General features: G+C 67.2%; 16 protein-coding genes. 6 read left to right on the forward strand and 10 right to left on the reverse strand.

The features are described from left to right. Window positions 1–213: 213 nt before the first annotated feature. From A0J57_RS20255 to A0J57_RS20300, 10 genes are all read right to left on the reverse strand, one after another. Entirely contained in the window at window positions 214–609 is a 396-nt protein-coding gene (locus A0J57_RS20255) for a hypothetical protein (RefSeq protein ID WP_061939803.1), read from the reverse strand. 93 nt (window positions 610–702) lie between these two features. Beyond that, window positions 703–1,287, reverse strand: a complete 585-nt coding sequence (locus A0J57_RS20260; RefSeq protein WP_061939745.1) for a hypothetical protein — start codon at window positions 1,285–1,287, stop codon at window positions 703–705. Between the two features lie 8 nt (window positions 1,288–1,295). Then, window positions 1,296–1,847 carry a demethoxyubiquinone hydroxylase family protein gene (locus A0J57_RS20265; RefSeq protein WP_061939751.1) on the reverse strand — a complete coding sequence of 184 codons (552 nt, stop codon included), beginning with the start codon at window positions 1,845–1,847 and terminating at the stop codon, window positions 1,296–1,298. Further along, window positions 1,844–2,329 carry a disulfide bond formation protein B gene (locus tag A0J57_RS20270; RefSeq protein WP_061939753.1) on the reverse strand — a complete coding sequence of 162 codons (486 nt, stop codon included), beginning with the start codon at window positions 2,327–2,329 and terminating at the stop codon, window positions 1,844–1,846. The genes A0J57_RS20265 and A0J57_RS20270 overlap by 4 nt, the downstream gene beginning before the upstream one ends. A gap of 240 nt (window positions 2,330–2,569) precedes the next feature. After that, the gene (locus A0J57_RS20275; protein WP_061939755.1) at window positions 2,570–3,919 is read right to left on the reverse strand and encodes a S41 family peptidase; all 1,350 of its coding nucleotides are present in this window, start codon (window positions 3,917–3,919) and stop codon (window positions 2,570–2,572) included. A gap of 80 nt (window positions 3,920–3,999) precedes the next feature. After that, on the reverse strand, window positions 4,000–5,001 hold the full coding sequence (locus tag A0J57_RS20280; RefSeq protein ID WP_061939757.1) for a nucleotidyltransferase family protein: 1,002 nt from the start codon (window positions 4,999–5,001) through the stop codon (window positions 4,000–4,002). Beyond that, window positions 4,998–5,861 (reverse strand): HprK-related kinase A, encoded by an 864-nt coding sequence (locus A0J57_RS20285; RefSeq protein WP_061939759.1) that lies wholly within the window; start codon window positions 5,859–5,861, stop codon window positions 4,998–5,000. Before A0J57_RS20285 ends, A0J57_RS20280 begins: the two co-directional genes overlap by 4 nt. Continuing rightward, on the reverse strand, window positions 5,858–6,139 hold the full coding sequence (locus A0J57_RS20290; RefSeq protein WP_025548619.1) for an HPr-rel-A system PqqD family peptide chaperone: 282 nt from the start codon (window positions 6,137–6,139) through the stop codon (window positions 5,858–5,860). The genes A0J57_RS20285 and A0J57_RS20290 overlap by 4 nt, the downstream gene beginning before the upstream one ends. A 67-nt stretch (window positions 6,140–6,206) precedes the next feature. Continuing rightward, window positions 6,207–7,391: a glycosyltransferase gene (locus tag A0J57_RS20295; protein WP_061939761.1), complete on the reverse strand. Its 1,185-nt coding sequence runs from the start codon at window positions 7,389–7,391 to the stop codon at window positions 6,207–6,209. A gap of 96 nt (window positions 7,392–7,487) precedes the next feature. Then, the gene (locus A0J57_RS20300; protein WP_025548622.1) at window positions 7,488–7,904 is read right to left on the reverse strand and encodes a hypothetical protein; all 417 of its coding nucleotides are present in this window, start codon (window positions 7,902–7,904) and stop codon (window positions 7,488–7,490) included. A gap of 98 nt (window positions 7,905–8,002) precedes the next feature. On the opposite strand from A0J57_RS20300, the gene A0J57_RS20305 reads away from it, so the two are divergent. The 6 genes from A0J57_RS20305 to phoU all read left to right on the forward strand — a co-directional run bounded on the left by A0J57_RS20305 (window position 8,003) and on the right by phoU (window position 14,634). Next, window positions 8,003–9,259, forward strand: a complete 1,257-nt coding sequence (locus A0J57_RS20305) for an ATP-binding protein (protein ID WP_061939763.1) — start codon at window positions 8,003–8,005, stop codon at window positions 9,257–9,259. Window positions 9,260–9,413: 154 nt separating this feature from the next. After that, window positions 9,414–10,469, forward strand: a complete 1,056-nt coding sequence (locus tag A0J57_RS20310) for a substrate-binding domain-containing protein (protein WP_061939765.1) — start codon at window positions 9,414–9,416, stop codon at window positions 10,467–10,469. A gap of 10 nt (window positions 10,470–10,479) precedes the next feature. Then, window positions 10,480–11,874 (forward strand): phosphate ABC transporter permease subunit PstC, encoded by a 1,395-nt coding sequence (gene pstC, locus A0J57_RS20315; protein ID WP_044660187.1) that lies wholly within the window; start codon window positions 10,480–10,482, stop codon window positions 11,872–11,874. Then, complete coding sequence (gene pstA / locus A0J57_RS20320) at window positions 11,874–13,118, forward strand: phosphate ABC transporter permease PstA (RefSeq protein ID WP_061939767.1); 1,245 nt, start codon at window positions 11,874–11,876, stop codon at window positions 13,116–13,118. Before pstC ends, pstA begins: the two co-directional genes overlap by 1 nt. Window positions 13,119–13,123: 5 nt before the next feature. Continuing rightward, on the forward strand, window positions 13,124–13,924 hold the full coding sequence (gene pstB, locus A0J57_RS20325; protein WP_328587048.1) for a phosphate ABC transporter ATP-binding protein PstB: 801 nt from the start codon (window positions 13,124–13,126) through the stop codon (window positions 13,922–13,924). A 17-nt stretch (window positions 13,925–13,941) separates the two neighbouring features. Continuing rightward, window positions 13,942–14,634, forward strand: coding sequence for a phosphate signaling complex protein PhoU (gene phoU / locus A0J57_RS20330; protein ID WP_025548630.1), 693 nt, complete (start codon window positions 13,942–13,944; stop codon window positions 14,632–14,634).

The raw sequence follows: 14,634 nt of genomic DNA on the forward strand, positions 1-14,634 counted from the left end.
TGTGTATAAGAGACAGGTCCAGGGGCGAGCCTTGAGCGGCGCGCCATCTCTAGGCGGCGTGGATAAATTCGAGACTCGCCGGACTGAGTGATTTGGGTGGTTTCCTTTCATTCCCCCTCCCGCCTGCGGGAGGGGGAATGAAAGGAAACCACCCAAATCACTCAGTCCGGCGAGTCTCGAATTTATCCACGCCGCCTAGAGATGGCGCGCCGCTCAAGGCTCGCCCCTGGACTCCTGCATCCGCCGCTCCGCGAACCATTGCTCCAGCGCCTTGGCGGTGCAGCCGGTGAAGCCGTTGCTGCCAATGGCGGAGCAACTGCCCGGCAGGGTCTGCCGCTGCACCTGCTCCATGGTCGCGACCTGGCTGCCCCAGCCGGGGCCGCCCGCCGGTTCAGGCTTTTCGCGCAACTTCTTGGGAATGCGATAGCGTTCGGATTCGGGCTTGCGGGCGCAGACGATGATCTCGTCGCCCTCACCCTTTGGGCAAGGATCGTCGCCATAGACGATCAGGTTGAAGATTTTCTGCGGCGGCTCGGCATGGGCCGCGCCGCCGAAAGTCAGGGGAGCCAGCGCAACAGCGGCGAGGGAAAGGGCAGTGAGGAGACGCATCGATCCATAATCCTTGTTCGTCCCCTGTCCCGCCGGCCGGATTGCCCGGTTTCCGGCAGCCTTCTTCCAGACGCCGCGCCGCGGCAAATGCCGTCACTGCTGCGGCGGCGTTCCCTGTTGCGATCCCTGCGCCGGAGCCGGCTGCTGTTGCTGGGCGGCACGGGCCTTTTCCTCCGCCACGGCCTGCGCCTCGATCGCCTTGCTTTCCGCGTCGATGGTGGAAAGGCGCCGGGTCCGTTCCGCCTCGACCAGATCCTTCCAGCTCGCATTGTCCGCGGCCTGCCGCTCCGCCTTGGCGAGGCGCGCCAGTTGCGCGAAGCAGCCGGTGGCCCCGCCGCCGCCCACCGGCGAGCAGCTTTCGGTGCCGCTGCGCCCGACATATTCCATCGACTTCACCCGTTCGCCCCATGCCTGGTGGCTGGGCTGGTTCGGATCGCCGCGCAACGGCTCGGGAATGCGGTAGCGCTCCTCCTCGCCCTTGCGGGCGCAGACGACGATGTCGCTGCCCTGGCTCTGCGGGCAGGGATCGTCGCCATAGACGATGACCAGATTGACGCGTTCCGACCCCGCCTGCGCGGCGGGCGCCTGTTCCTGCGGCACGCTGGGCCCCTGCTGCGCCAGCACAGGGGAAGCCGTGCCCAGCAAAAGCATAGCGGCAATCAGGCTGGTCTTCATCATGCTTCTCCTCAGATACGCTTGGAAAGGGCGATGGCGGCACGACAGCCCAATCTGATGGCGCCCGACAATAGGGGATAGGCCGGAGCCTGCTCCGCCCCATGGGCGATGGCGGCATCGCGATGCTCGACCTCCTCCGCCTGGAAATCCGCGATGGCGGTGGAGAGTTCCGGATCGTCCCCCCCCAACTGCTCAAGCTGCTCGGCATAGTGCCGGTCGATTTCGGTCTCGATCGCGGCGGTGCAGGCCATGGCGGCGCGCGGGCCGATCGCCGCCGTCACCGCGCCCAGCGCAAAGCCGGCGACATTCCAGATCGGCTGCAACGCGGTCGGCCGCACCCCCCGGCGCGCGATCATCGCGTCGAAATGCTTGCGGTGCCGTTCCTCCTGCGCGGCCATGCCGGCGATCAGACGGGAATCGGGATGCCGATCCCCCATGACGGCCAGTTGCCCGGCATAGATGCGGGTCGCGCCGAACTCGCCTGCCTGATCGACGCGCAGCATGGAGGCGCGCTCCGCCCCGGTCACGCGGCGGCCGGGGCGTGGGAAGTCCTTTGCGCTCATACCTTGCTTCCTTTTCCGATCAGCAGCGCCAAGATGAGGAGCGCGGCCACGCCCGACAAGAGGCCGTTATAGCCTGCCATGGAAATGCCGAACAGGCTCCACGGCGCGACGTCGCAGCGGGTGATCGGCGTCGCCATGATCTGGTTGAGGATGTCCGCCGGATTGCCGCCGGCCGGGCTGGTCGAGCAGGCGGTGAGCCCCTGCCACCAGCCATATTCGACGCCCGCATGGAACAGGCCGATGCCGCCGCTGACGCCAATGGCAAGGCCGGCGAGTCCGGTGAACAGCGCGCTCACGCAGGCCTTGCCGCGCAGCGCATAGGCGATCAGCGCCAGCGGAATGGCCGCCATATGCGCATAACGCTGCCACCAGCACATTTCGCACGGGTGCAGGCCACCGAGGAACTGGAAGGCATAGGCGCCGCCCAGCATGACCAGCGGGACGATCAGCGCCAGGGCGCGGGCGAGAGGCAAGGATTTCATGTCGCTCGCTTAAACCGTCACGTGGCTTTCGTCATGCTGAACTTGCGGGGTGAAGGGAGCCGGCCTGAGGGCCGCGCGATCCCCTCACCCAGCTGCGACCAGGCAGCAAGCTGCCAAGTCTGCGCAGCCCCCTACCTCAAGGGAGAGGGATAAAGCGGGTGTCCGCTTCCCGTCCAACGCAATCCGGCAAGTCCCGAACCGGTCCCCGCCGGCCGGGCGCGGCACGTCGATCCGCAACGATCAATGCGTCGCCGGCTTGCGGACGGGAGCGGCCTGAGCCACCGCCCCGCCCGGCTTTGCCGCCAGGCGCGCTATGGTCTTCAGCGCATAGTCGAGCTGGAAATCCTCGATCCCCTTCTTCTTCAGCTCCTCCGCCGTGGCGGCGAAGCGGGGATCGTCCTTGCTGTCCTCTTCCAGCGCCGCATTGTCGGTCTTGATCTCGTTGATCAGGTGCCGGCGCAGGTCGCTTTCCCGGAATTTCGGACGATTCTTGTAATCGGGGTCGCTAAGCTGCGGCACCCTGACATCGGGTTCGATCCCGCCTTCCTGCACGGAGCGGCCCGACGGCGTGTAATAGCGCGCCGTCGTCAGCTTGAGCGCCGTGGTGTTGCTGAGCGGCAGCATGGTCTGGACGCTGCCCTTGCCGAAGCTGCGTTCCCCCATCACCAGCGCGCGATGCTGGTCCTGCAGCGCGCCCGCGACGATTTCCGATGCGGAGGCAGAGCCCGCGTCCACCAGCACGATCACCGGCAGGCCCCTCGCATCGTCGCCGGGCTTGGCATAATAGCGCTCGACATCGCCCTTGTTGCGGCCGCGCTGCGACACGATCTCGCCGCGTTCCAGGAAGGTGTCGCTGACCGACACGGCTTCGTCCAGCAGCCCGCCCGGGTTGGACCGCAGGTCGAGGATATAGCCGGTGGGCTTGCGGCCCAGCGACTTGTCGATGCTGCGGATCGCCTGGCGCACGTCGGCGCCGGTATTGGCCGAGAAGCTGACGATGTTGATGACGCCGATGCCGTTCTGCACCTCCCACTTCACCGGCTTCAACTGGATGATCTCACGCGTCAGGGTGAGGTCGATCGGCTTGTCGCGGCCGGGGCGGACGATGGTCAGCTTGATCTGCGTGCCCGGCGCGCCGCGCATCTTGTCGACCGCCTCGTCCAGCGTGCCGCCATAGATGAGCTGCCCGTCGAGATGGGTGATATAGTCGCCCGCCTTGATCCCCGCGCGCCAGGCCGGGGTATCCTGCGTCGGCGCGATCACCTTCACCGCGCCGTCCTCCTGCGTGACGGAAAGGCCAAGGCCGCCATAGCTGCCCTCGGTCTGGGTGCGGAGATTCTGGAAATCGCGAGCGTCGAGGAAGCTCGAATGCGGGTCCAGGCTGGCGAGCATGCCGTCGATGGCGCCCTTGATCAGCTTTTCGTCGTCGACCTTCTCGACATAGTCGCTGCGGACCTTCTGGAACACGTCCATGAACTCGTCGAGCGCCTTGTAGCTGCTTGCCTCCCCATCGGCGAGCGCCGCGGTGGTGGCAGGGATGAGCGCGAGCGCGCCAAGGGCGACGGCGCCCCGGAAGAAATTGGATTTCATGCGTGTCCTGAGTCCTGGCATCGAAGGGGCAATATAGGGCATTTCCGTGCAGACGCAAAAACCTTGGCTGGCGCCCCTTCCTAAACAGGCCGATGCCCCTTGCGCCATTTGGTGAACAGGTGCCGCGCCAGCATGGCGGGCGGCATCCTGAGCCAGTGGGACCGCAGGTAGAAGGCGAAGCGCAGCAGCCCGCGCCTTTCCCGTCCCCACCCGTCGCGCGCCAGCAGCCGGGCCTTGACGATCCGGTCCCACAGCGTGAGCCGCGCCCCTTCGCCCCTCCCTTCGCCATAGAGCGCCATGGCGAGCCGCCGCGCCTGCCGCACATGGGGCAGCAGGCCATGGTGCGCCGCCCGCGCCTCCAGCGCCGTCCCGTCGACGCCATCGAGCAGGCAATATATGTCCCAGAGGTTGCGAAGCCCCCCGGCCAGATCGCCGTCGGCCAGCAGATGCGCCGCCGCGTGGCAGAGCCGGTCCTCGGGCGAGAGCATGGATAATTCGTTGGTGAGGGGAACCGCCTGCGCGATCATTGCCGCCGCGTCCGGCGTCTGCCGCGCCGTCAGCGGCAGGACGGTGTGATGCACGTCGATCATGCGGTCCCGCGCCGCGTGGATCATCGGCGGCAGCTCATGCATCCATCGGCGGTAATAGGCGTCGTCATAAGGGTCGTCCTTGACCCATTCCCATCCCGCGCCGATCAGCGCCCGTTCCACCCGATCCATCGCATCGCGCGGCACCAATATGTCGAGATCGCCGATGAAGCGCCCCTGCCCGGCGCGCAGCCCCGCCGCCGCATAGGCCGTGCCCTTGAGCAGCACGACCGGCACGTCCAGGCCGGCAAGCGCCTCTGCCGCGCGATCCGCCTCCCAGAGGGCCTGCAGGGCTTCGCGCGCCGCATCCAGCCGGGCGTCCGCCAATATCGCGCCCACCGCCGGGGGCACGGGCCGCTCCCCCAGCCGCAGGGCGAGCGTGCCGATCAGCCGCTCCGCCCTCGCCATGGCGATGAGGGCGTTCCACCCGTCCGCATCCAGCGCCGCCACCTCGTCAGGGTCGCGCAAGGCGCGCACCAGTGGCCGGGCGCTCATGCCAGTTCCTCCCAGAGCCGCTCGACAAGGGCGATGGCCTCGTCGCCCGATGGAAAGTCGATGGCGCGCGCGGGGACATTCCCGACGAAACCGCTCAACGCCGCGAAGCCCGCTTCGCCCAGGGCGACATAGTTGGTCGATGCCTGGGTCAGCCGCATGAAGACCTCCCCCTGTCCGACCGATCGCACGTCCGCTTCATGGCCGAAACGCGGGAACAGCAGCAGCGCGGGCGGCGCGCCCTCCGCCATCCGCCCGATCGCGTCGTTGCGCGGGATCAGGTGGCGAATGTCCCCCTTGGCCGTGCCGGCGAGCAGCGGCCCCATGCGCTCCGCCGGGGCTTCCGCCGCGATGACGTCGATGGCGCGGTTCTTGAGGGAGACGAGGCGCGGAAAGGGAAAGATCGCCCCCGTTTCCAGGTCGAGCAGCGCGAACTCGTCGCCCATCAGCCGCCAACCCCGCTCCCCCAGTTGCGCGGCCAGCGTCGACTTGCCGGAACCGGACTCGCCGGTCATCACCAGCGCCCGCCCGTCCTTTTCGACGCTGGAGGCATGGAGCAGCAGGTGCCGCCGCCAGCCGAGCGCCATTTGCAGGTTCATCCCCATTTCCGCCGCCAGCAGCCCGTGGGCAAGGCTCATCGGCGCGGCGTCGGCCAGCCCATGATCGCCGGTGATGAAGATGGAGGGCCGGAACCAGCGCCGGAACGGCCCCGCAGGCTCCAGCCGCACGGTAAAATCGGCTATCGCGCCCGCCGGCATGGGATAATCGGCGTAGAGCCGCGCCAGCGCGTCCACCGGCTGGCGCCAGGGCGATCCGATGCGGAAGGTCGCCGGACCGATCTTCAGGGTCAGGGCATGGTTCACGCGATGCGGACCAGTCCAAGGGCGGCCAGTTCCGCCAGATGCGCCTCCACCAGCGGCAGGGCCTCCTCCGGCTCGCCCAGATCGTAAAGCTGGGCCAACTGCCCTAACAGCTCGCCCGCCGTAAGCGCCGCGCCGTCATCCAGCGCCGCCAGGATCTCCGGCACCGGGGCGATCGCCATATGGGTCTGTCCCGACGGCCGGTGGTAGAGCAGCACCATATCCTCCAGCACGCAGGATGCGATGGCGTCCGGGCTGTCCTGGCAATATCGGGCTGGCATGATCGCGAAACCTGGCCTTCGGATGGGAATGTCGCGCCATCCTTAAGACAAAGGGGTAGCCAAGTGCCTAACGCGACAGGCTATTTTGCGCGACGCCCCGCCACCGCATGCCGCCGGATCGCGCCAGCCGGACAAAGGCCCGCAAATAGGCGTCGAGCGCGCTTTCGACGCCATGTTCCTTCACCGCGTCTGCCAGGCGCGCAGCCGGCGCGGGATGGTCGAGCGCCCAGAGGATCGCATCGGCAAAGGCATCGGCGTCGCCCACCGGCACCGGCGCATGCTGGCCCGCCGCGGCGAGCACCGGGCGGATATTCGGCGTCGAATCGGTCGCGACGACCCCCGTGCCGCAACCGAGCGCTTCGATGAGGGTCGCGACCAGCCCTTCCCAGCGCGAGGGTTGCAGCAGCAGATCGGCATCCGCCATCAGGGCCGCCAGTTCCGCCGGATCACCGACGAAGCCCGGAAATTCGACCCGCCCGGCGATGCCGAGCCGCGTGCAAAGCGCCTCCAGATCGCGGCGCAGCGGCCCCTGCCCGACGATCTTCAGGCGCCAGTCGAGATGCTTCAGCCGGGCGAGCGCCAGAAGCGCCGTCGCCTGGTCCTTCTGCGCGACCAGCCGCCCGACCATCAGGAAATGCCATGGGCCGCCGCCGGCTCTGGCGGCGCGCTGCCGCCGCAGCCGTTCCAGCAGCGGCGTGACCGTCGGGCGCGGCAGCAGCGTCACCTGCCGGCCCGCGAGCGGCCCGGCCTGCGTCAGCGTCATCCGGTCCGCCTCGCCCATCACGATGGTCATGGCGCTGGTCCGGGCGATGGCGCGGAAGCGGCTACGCCTGATCCAGGCGGACAGGCCGCGCTGGCCGGGGCGGACGATCGGGTTGGAAATCCGGCCGACCGCCCGCGTCGCCGTGCCCAGCGCCGCCAGCGCGCACAGCATGTTGCTCTGATTGCCCGCGGAATAGAGAATATCCGGGCGGAACCGCCGCACCATGGCGGCCAGCGCCGGGAATTGCGCGATCATCGACAGCCGCCGCGAAAAGGGCGGCGCCGGTACGCGGCGGACCGGCACGGCGGGATGGATGAGGCCCGCCACCGGGCCGTCCGTCCGCGTCATCCACAGTTCCACGTCCACGCCGCGCAGCCGCAGATGGTTGGCGAGCAGGATCGCCACCCGATCCAGCCCGCCATCGCCGGGTTCATAGAGGTAGATCGCGACCGAACAATCTTGTTTCACCCAATGGGGTGTATGGAACATGGGGTCGCCCTTGCTGCGCCTGACCGGATCGTCGAAGCCTCGACGCCGTCAACGCTGGCGAACCGTATAAGTTCGGGTGGAAATAGAGCCTTCGGCTCAGCGGGGCATTTGCAGCGATGCGTAGCAGGTGAAGCCGCTCGTCCCCGACTGAAGCCGCCGGATATAGTTCAGATAGGCCTGGTTCTGCTCATAGCTGGCACCCGGCAGCCGGCCGCCGCGCAGCGCCTGCCGGACCTGTTCCCCGCTGAAGTTCTTGCCGGCGGGGAAGGCGCCCTGCGTTCCCGCCGGCACCACCTGCCCGTTCGGCGCGATATAATTGCCGGCCCGGCCCTGGTCGGGAACGGGTATCGTGCAGTTGAGCACCGACGCGGCCGTGTTCGCCAGCGCCGGCCGGATGGATATGATCGCGGAGGCCGCGACGGCGCCGCCCATCAGCAACTGGCGGCGCGACGGCGCGGCAAGGCCGTCGTCCTGCGACTCGGCTTCCTTCTGGGGGGGCAACGGCTCGCTCATGTCATCCTGATCCGCTATCGCGCTTGCCAAACTGTAAAAATTGCCGGCTACTGCGGCCCTCTTTGCAGCAAATGCGTCAAATTTCCAGCATGGTAACCATGAATCGCCTGACCGCCTCCCAGATCACCGCCTCGCTGGCCGTTCTGCTGCTCGGCACCGGGGGCGCGTTGATGATAGGCGCGCGGCCGCTCGACATCCTCCTGCCGGTGCTGGCGACGCTGCTGGTGCTCGTCATCTGCGCGGCCAGTCCGGACCGTCCGGAACCGGCCGTGTCGCCCCTGCCGGCGGAGGTTCCCGACATCATCGCCCATCCCGATGCGCGCGGCCTGCTGGAGGGCATAGCCGACCCGCTGATGCTGATCGAACGGGGCCGCATCATCGCCGCCAACCGCGCCGCGCAGCGGCTGCTAGGCGCGCATATCGAGGGGGAGGACGCCCGCATCGCCATCCGCCATCCCGCCGCTGCCGAACGGCTCGCCAGCCAGGCGCCGCTGGCCGAACCGGTCATGATCGAGCTGGTGGGCCTGGGCACCCGCGACCAGCGCTGGCAGATGCGGATCGCGCCGGTAGGGGAGGACGGCCATGTCCGGCGGCTGGTCCATCTGGCCGACCATAGCGGCGCCCACGCGGCGGAAAAGATGCGCGTCGATTTCGTCGCCAATGCAAGCCATGAACTGCGCACGCCGCTGGCCGGCATATTGGGCTTCATCGAGACGCTGACCGACCCCGACCTGGGCAAGGACGACGAAACGCGGCAGCGCTTCCTGAAGATCATGGACGGCGAGGCGCGGCGGATGCAGCGGCTGATCGACGACCTCATCTCCCTTTCCCGCATAGAGGCAGAGAAATATCGCCTGCCCGACAGCGCGGTCGACCTGTCCGGCCTGGTGGCCGAGGTGGTGGGCGTGTTCCGCACCAGCCATGGCGATCGCGGGCGGGAGGTGGAGATGGAGATCGCGCCCGGCCTGACCGACGTGCAGGGCGACCGCGCCCAACTGTCGCAACTGCTGCACAATCTGATCGGCAATTCGGTGAAATATGGCCGCGCGGGCACGCCGATCCACGTGTCCCTTTCCGACGGGCCGAGCGGCCTGTTGCGGCTGACCGTCGCGGATGAGGGCGAAGGCATCGGCCCCGATCACCTGCCGCGCCTCACCGAACGCTTTTACCGCGTCGATTCGGGGCGCAGCCGGGCGGTGGGCGGCACGGGACTGGGGCTGGCCATCGTCAAGCATATCGTGGAGCGGCATCGCGGCCGGCTGGACATCGCCAGCGTGCTGGGCAAGGGCACCACCATCTCCATCCTGCTGCCCCGCTTTGCCGTCGAGGAAAAGGCCGTCGCGGCAAAGGCTTGATCAAAAAAAGACAGCGACAGGCCGGGCTTCCGCCGTCAATGTCATAAAAGTGCAATCCCATTGTCACAAAGGCGCGACGTACCGCGGCTACGGCGCGTGCCCAGAGGGGGGCGGCGAGAAGCGAATCGCGGCCTTTGACGAAGGAGATTACCCGGTGAAGCATTTCGCTCTGATGGCCGCGACCGCTGCGGCGGCACTCACTCTTTCAGGCTGCGGCCAGCAGTCCGGCGGCGGGGCCGGCGGCACCCGCGACCAGATCCGCGCGGTCGGCTCCTCCACCGTCTATCCGTTCGCCACCGCGATTGCCGAGATGTTCGTTCAGGGCAATCCCGGCATGAAGTCGCCCATCGTCGAATCGACCGGCACCGGCGGGGGCATGAAGCTGTTCTGCGCGGGCGTCGGCGCCCAGCATCCCGACATCGCCGACGCCTCCCGCCGCATGAAGAAGTCGGAATATGAGGACTGCCGGAAGAATGGCGTCAAGGACATCATCGAAATCCAGATCGGCGTCGACGGTCTGGCCTTCGCGGAATCGAAGAACGGTCCGGGCCTGAAGCTGACCCCGAAGATCGTCTATGAGGCGCTGGCCGCCAATCCCTATGGCAAGGGTCCGAACAAGGCCCAGAGCTGGAAGGATGTCGACCCCAGCCTGCCCGCCACGCCGATCAGCGTCTTCGGCCCCCCGTCCACCAGCGGCACCCGCGATTCGCTGGCCGAACTGATCCTGACCAAGGGTTGCGAGACCGACCCGGCGATGGAAGCGCTCAAGAAGAAGAATGAGGACGAGTTCAAGGCCACCTGCACCCGCATCCGCGAGGACGGCAAATATGTGGACTCGGGCGAGAACGATAATCTGATCGTCCAGAAGCTGGGCGCCAATCCCAATGCGCTCGGCGTGTTCGGCTACAGCTTCCTGGAGGAAAACAAGGACACGCTGAAGGACGTTTCCATCAACGGCGTCGAGGCGACCTATGAAACCGTGTCGACCGGCACCTATCCCGGCGCGCGCCCGCTCTACATCTATGTGAAGAAGGCGCACATGACCGCGATCCCCGGTCTTCAGGCCTATCTCAACACCTTCGCCGCGAACTGGGACCCGAACGGCGCGCTGACCAAGCGCGGCATGGTCGCGGCGCCGGAAGGCGTGCGCAAGGCGAGCGCCGAGACCGTCAAGTCGCTGGCCGTGCTCGACGGTTCGCAGCTCAAATAAGACAGGTGATATGACAGGTCCCGCAATCCTTCTGCTGCTCGCCGGTCTGGGCGCGATCGCCTGGGTCAGCGCCCGCGCCCGCGCGATGCGGCTGCAAAGCGCCGCGCGGGCTTCGGGCCGCCGCGACGCCGTGCACAGCCTGCCGGGCTATCACGGCTGGTATGTCGCGCTCTGGACGCTGGTGCCCGCCGGCCTCTTCCTGGCGGTCTGGGCCAATGTCGCGCCCGGCCTCGTCACGCAGGACGTGCTGGGCAGTCCGGCGGCGCAGAGCCTGCCCGCCGACGATTTCTCGCGCTCCGCCATATTGGGCGAGGCGCGGGCGATCGCCACGGGGATGCAGGCGGGGGCGTTCAATCCGCTCTCGCAGGGACTGGTCGAACCCTATAGGGACGCCATCGGCCAATATGGCTTTGCCGGCGCCGCGCTGGCGCTGGTGCTGGCCTTTGCCGGGGGGGCCTATGCCTTCACCCGCGTGCGCCCGGATTTCCGGGCGCGCACGCGGGTCGAGCGGTTGGTGATGGCGACATTGCTGATCGCATCGCTGCTGGCGATCATCACGACGCTGGGGATCGTCGCGTCCCTGCTGTGGGAAAGCTTCCGCTTCTTTTCCATGGTCAGCCCCGTCGATTTCCTGTTCGGCGCGAAATGGAGCCCGCAATCGGCCGCGCTCGGCTATGGCAATGACGATGCCTTCGGCGCGGTGCCGCTCTTCTGGGGGACGATCTTCATCGGCGCGATCATCGCCATGGCCGTCGCCATCCCGCTGGGCCTGATGAGCGCCATCTACCTGACCCAATATGCGAGCCCCACCTTCCGCAAGTGGATGAAGCCGATATTGGAGGTGCTGGCGGGCGTGCCGACGGTCGTCTACGGCTATTTCGCGGCGCTCACCATCGCCCCGGCCCTGCGGGATTTCGCGGTCATGATCGGCATCCACGGCGCCTCTTCGGAAAGCGCGCTGGCGGCGGGACTTGTGATGGGCGTGATGATCATTCCCTTCGTCTCCTCCATGGCGGACGACAGCATCGCCGCCGTGCCGCAGTCGATGCGCGACGGCAGCCTGGCCATGGGCGCCACCACCAGCGAGACGATCCGCCGCGTGCTGATCCCCGCGGCGCTGCCCGGCGTGGTCGGCGGCGTGCTGCTGGCCGTCAGCCGCGCCATCGGCGAGACGATGATCGTGGTGATGGCGGCGGGTCTGGCGGCCAACCTCACCTTGAACCCCTTTGCCAGCGTGACGACGGTGACGACGCAGATCGTCCAGCTTCTGACCGGCGACCAGGAATTCGACAGCGCCAAGACGCTGGCGGCCTTCGCTTTGGGGCTGGTGCTGTTCATCGTGACGCTGCTGCTCAACATCGTGGCCCTGCGGGTCGTGAAGAAATATCGCGAGGCTTACGAATAATGAGTGCCGAACGCCTTCCCACCGACTGGAAGTCGGACGCGATGCGCAGGCGGATCGCCCGTCGCTATGCATCGGAACGCCGCTTCAAGGCGGCGGGTCTGCTCGCCGTCGCGCTCTCCGCCGCGTTCCTCGCCTTCCTGTTGTTCAGCATGCTGGGCAACGGCCTGCGCGGCTTCACCCGGACGGAAATCGCGGTGAAGGTCGACTTCCCCGCCTCCCCGCTGCTGCTGGACCCCAATGCCATTACGGATCAGGCGCTCGCCAATGCGAATCTGCCGATGGTGACGGGGGCGGTCGTGAAGAAGGCGCTGGGCGCGGATGCCGAGGAATGGGTGTCGCCCACCGCCTGGACCGTGCTGCGCGACGCGATCAAGGCCGATCCGAAGATCCTCGCCCAGACCGTGACGGTCAAGCTGCCCGCCGCCACCGCCATCGACCTTGCCGCCAAGAGCAACGGTTCGCCCGAGGCGGAAGCGGCGGTGGCACGGCTCGACAAGGCGGGCCTGCTGACGACCGGCATCAACTGGGGATTCCTGACCGCGAGCGACGGCACCGATCCGACGCAGGTCGGCATATGGGGCGCGTTCAAGGGATCGCTGCTGACCATGCTGGTGACGCTGGCGCTGAGCTTCCCGGTGGGGGTCGCGACGGCCGTCTATCTGGAGGAATATGCGCGCAAGAACTGGCTGACCGACATCATCGAAGTGTCGATCAACAATCTGGCCGCCGTCCCCTCCATCATCTTCGGCCTGCTGGGCCTGTCGATCTTTCTGAACTTCCTGGCGCTGCCGCGGTCGGCGGCGCTGGTCGGCGGCATGACGCTGGCGCTGATGACCATGCCGGTCATCGTCATCGCGGGCCGCAACGCCATCAAGTCGGTGCCGCCCAGCATCCGCGACGCGGCGCTGGGCATCGGCGCCAGCCCGGTGCAGGTGGTGTTCCACCATGTCCTGCCGCTGGCCCTGCCCGGCATCCTGACCGGCACCATCATCGGCATGGCCCGCGCGCTGGGCGAGACCGCCCCGCTGCTGATGATCGGCATGCGCGCCTTCATCGCCACGCCGCCGGGCGGGATCACCGATCCGGCGACCGTGCTGCCGGTGCAGATATTCCTCTGGTCCGACGAAGTGTCCAAGGGGTTCGTCGAAAAGACCTCCGCCGCCATCATCGTCCTGCTGGTCTTCCTGCTCGCGATGAACGGCATCGCCATCTACCTGCGCAACAAGTTCGAAAGGCGGTGGTGACCGCGATGACAGCCATGATGCATGAACAACAGACGCTGACCCCTGCGGTCGAAACCAAGATGACGGCCCGCGACGTCAAGGTCTTCTATGGCGATAAGCAGGCGATCAAGGGCGTGTCGATCGATGTCGACATGGACAATGTGACGGCCTTCATCGGCCCGTCGGGCTGCGGCAAGTCGACCTTCCTGCGGACGCTCAATCGCATGAACGATACGGTCGCCTCTGCGCGGGTGGAAGGCACGATCACGCTGGACGGCGAGGACATCTACGCCCCCAGCATGGACGTGGTGCAACTGCGCGCCCGCGTCGGCATGGTGTTCCAGAAGCCCAATCCCTTCCCCAAGTCGATCTATGAAAATATCGCCTATGGCCCGCGCATCCATGGCCTGGCCCATGCGAAGGCGGACCTGGACGTGATCGTCGAGAAATCGCTGCGCCGCGCCGGCCTGTGGGACGAGGTGAAGGACCGGCTGCATGACAGCGGCACCGCGCTTTCGGGCGGGCAGCAGCAGCGCCTGTGCATCGGCCGCGCCATAGCCGTCGAACCGGAAGTGATCCTGATGGACGAGCCCTGCTCGGCGCTGGACCCCATCGCGACGGCGAAGATCGAGGAGCTGATCCACGAACTGCGCGGCCGCTACGCCATCGTGATCGTGACCCACAATATGCAGCAGGCCGCCCGCGTGTCACAGCGGACCGCCTTTTTCCATCTGGGCGAGCTGGTCGAATATGGCGTGACGTCGGACATATTCACCAATCCCCGGCAGGAACGGACAAAGGATTACATCACCGGACGCTACGGCTGATCCGGGGGAGGAAAGACATGGCAGAACATACGATCAAGGCGTTCGACCAGGAAATGGACAAGCTCCGCGGTCTGATCGCGGAAATGGGCGGTCGCGCTGAATCCGCCATTGAGAAGGCGATGCTCGCGCTGCAACGCCATGACAAGGTGCTGGCGGCGGAGGTCGTGGCGGAGGACAAGCGCATCGACGCGATCGAGGCGGAGGTCGAGAAGCTCGCCATCGAGATCATCGCCCTGCGCGCGCCGATGGCCAACGACCTGCGCGACGTGATCGCCGCACTGAAGATCGTCGGCGTGGTCGAGCGGATCGGCGATTATGCCAAGAACATCGCCAAGCGCGTGCCGCTGATCGCCGCCAACCAGCGGACGCAGGAGCCCATCGCGCTTCTTCCCTCCATGGGCCAGGTCGCGGGCGAGATGGTGCAGGATGCGCTGAACGCCTTTGCCGCGCGGGATGCCGACCTGGCCGTCGCGGTGGTGGAGCGCGATACGGTGGTCGACGATTTCTACAACAGCGTCTTCCGCACGCTCGTCACCTTCATGGTCGAAAATCCCAAGACGATCAGCGAATGCGCGCATCTGCTGTTCATCGCCAAGAATATCGAACGGATCGGCGACCATGCCACCAATGTGGCGGAGATGGTCTATTATGCCGCCACCGGCCAGACCCTGCCCGACCGCGAACGCGGCGGCGCGGCGGCGGAGGGCTGA

This window comes from Sphingobium sp. 22B (genome assembly GCF_001580035.1).
GTDB lineage: Bacteria > Pseudomonadota > Alphaproteobacteria > Sphingomonadales > Sphingomonadaceae > Sphingobium > Sphingobium fuliginis.

Bases quoted from the DNA above. Each gene is read 5' to 3' on its own strand.
- A0J57_RS20255 (WP_061939803.1), bottom strand. From the start codon at position 609: ATGCGTCTCCTCACTGCCCTTTCCCTCGCCGCTGTTGCGCTGGCTCCC.
- A0J57_RS20260 (WP_061939745.1), bottom strand. From the start codon at position 1,287: ATGATGAAGACCAGCCTGATTGCCGCTATGCTTTTGCTGGGCACGGCT.
- A0J57_RS20265 (WP_061939751.1), bottom strand. From the start codon at position 1,847: ATGAGCGCAAAGGACTTCCCACGCCCCGGCCGCCGCGTGACCGGGGCG.
- A0J57_RS20270 (WP_061939753.1), bottom strand. From the start codon at position 2,329: ATGAAATCCTTGCCTCTCGCCCGCGCCCTGGCGCTGATCGTCCCGCTG.
- A0J57_RS20275 (WP_061939755.1), bottom strand. From the start codon at position 3,919: ATGAAATCCAATTTCTTCCGGGGCGCCGTCGCCCTTGGCGCGCTCGCG.
- A0J57_RS20280 (WP_061939757.1), bottom strand. From the start codon at position 5,001: ATGAGCGCCCGGCCACTGGTGCGCGCCTTGCGCGACCCTGACGAGGTG.
- A0J57_RS20290 (WP_025548619.1), bottom strand. From the start codon at position 6,139: ATGCCAGCCCGATATTGCCAGGACAGCCCGGACGCCATCGCATCCTGC.
- A0J57_RS20295 (WP_061939761.1), bottom strand. From the start codon at position 7,391: ATGTTCCATACACCCCATTGGGTGAAACAAGATTGTTCGGTCGCGATC.
- A0J57_RS20300 (WP_025548622.1), bottom strand. From the start codon at position 7,904: ATGAGCGAGCCGTTGCCCCCCCAGAAGGAAGCCGAGTCGCAGGACGAC.
- A0J57_RS20305 (WP_061939763.1), top strand. From the start codon at position 8,003: ATGAATCGCCTGACCGCCTCCCAGATCACCGCCTCGCTGGCCGTTCTG.
- pstC (WP_044660187.1), top strand. From the start codon at position 10,480: ATGACAGGTCCCGCAATCCTTCTGCTGCTCGCCGGTCTGGGCGCGATC.
- pstA (WP_061939767.1), top strand. From the start codon at position 11,874: ATGAGTGCCGAACGCCTTCCCACCGACTGGAAGTCGGACGCGATGCGC.
- pstB (WP_328587048.1), top strand. From the start codon at position 13,124: ATGACAGCCATGATGCATGAACAACAGACGCTGACCCCTGCGGTCGAA.
- phoU (WP_025548630.1), top strand. From the start codon at position 13,942: ATGGCAGAACATACGATCAAGGCGTTCGACCAGGAAATGGACAAGCTC.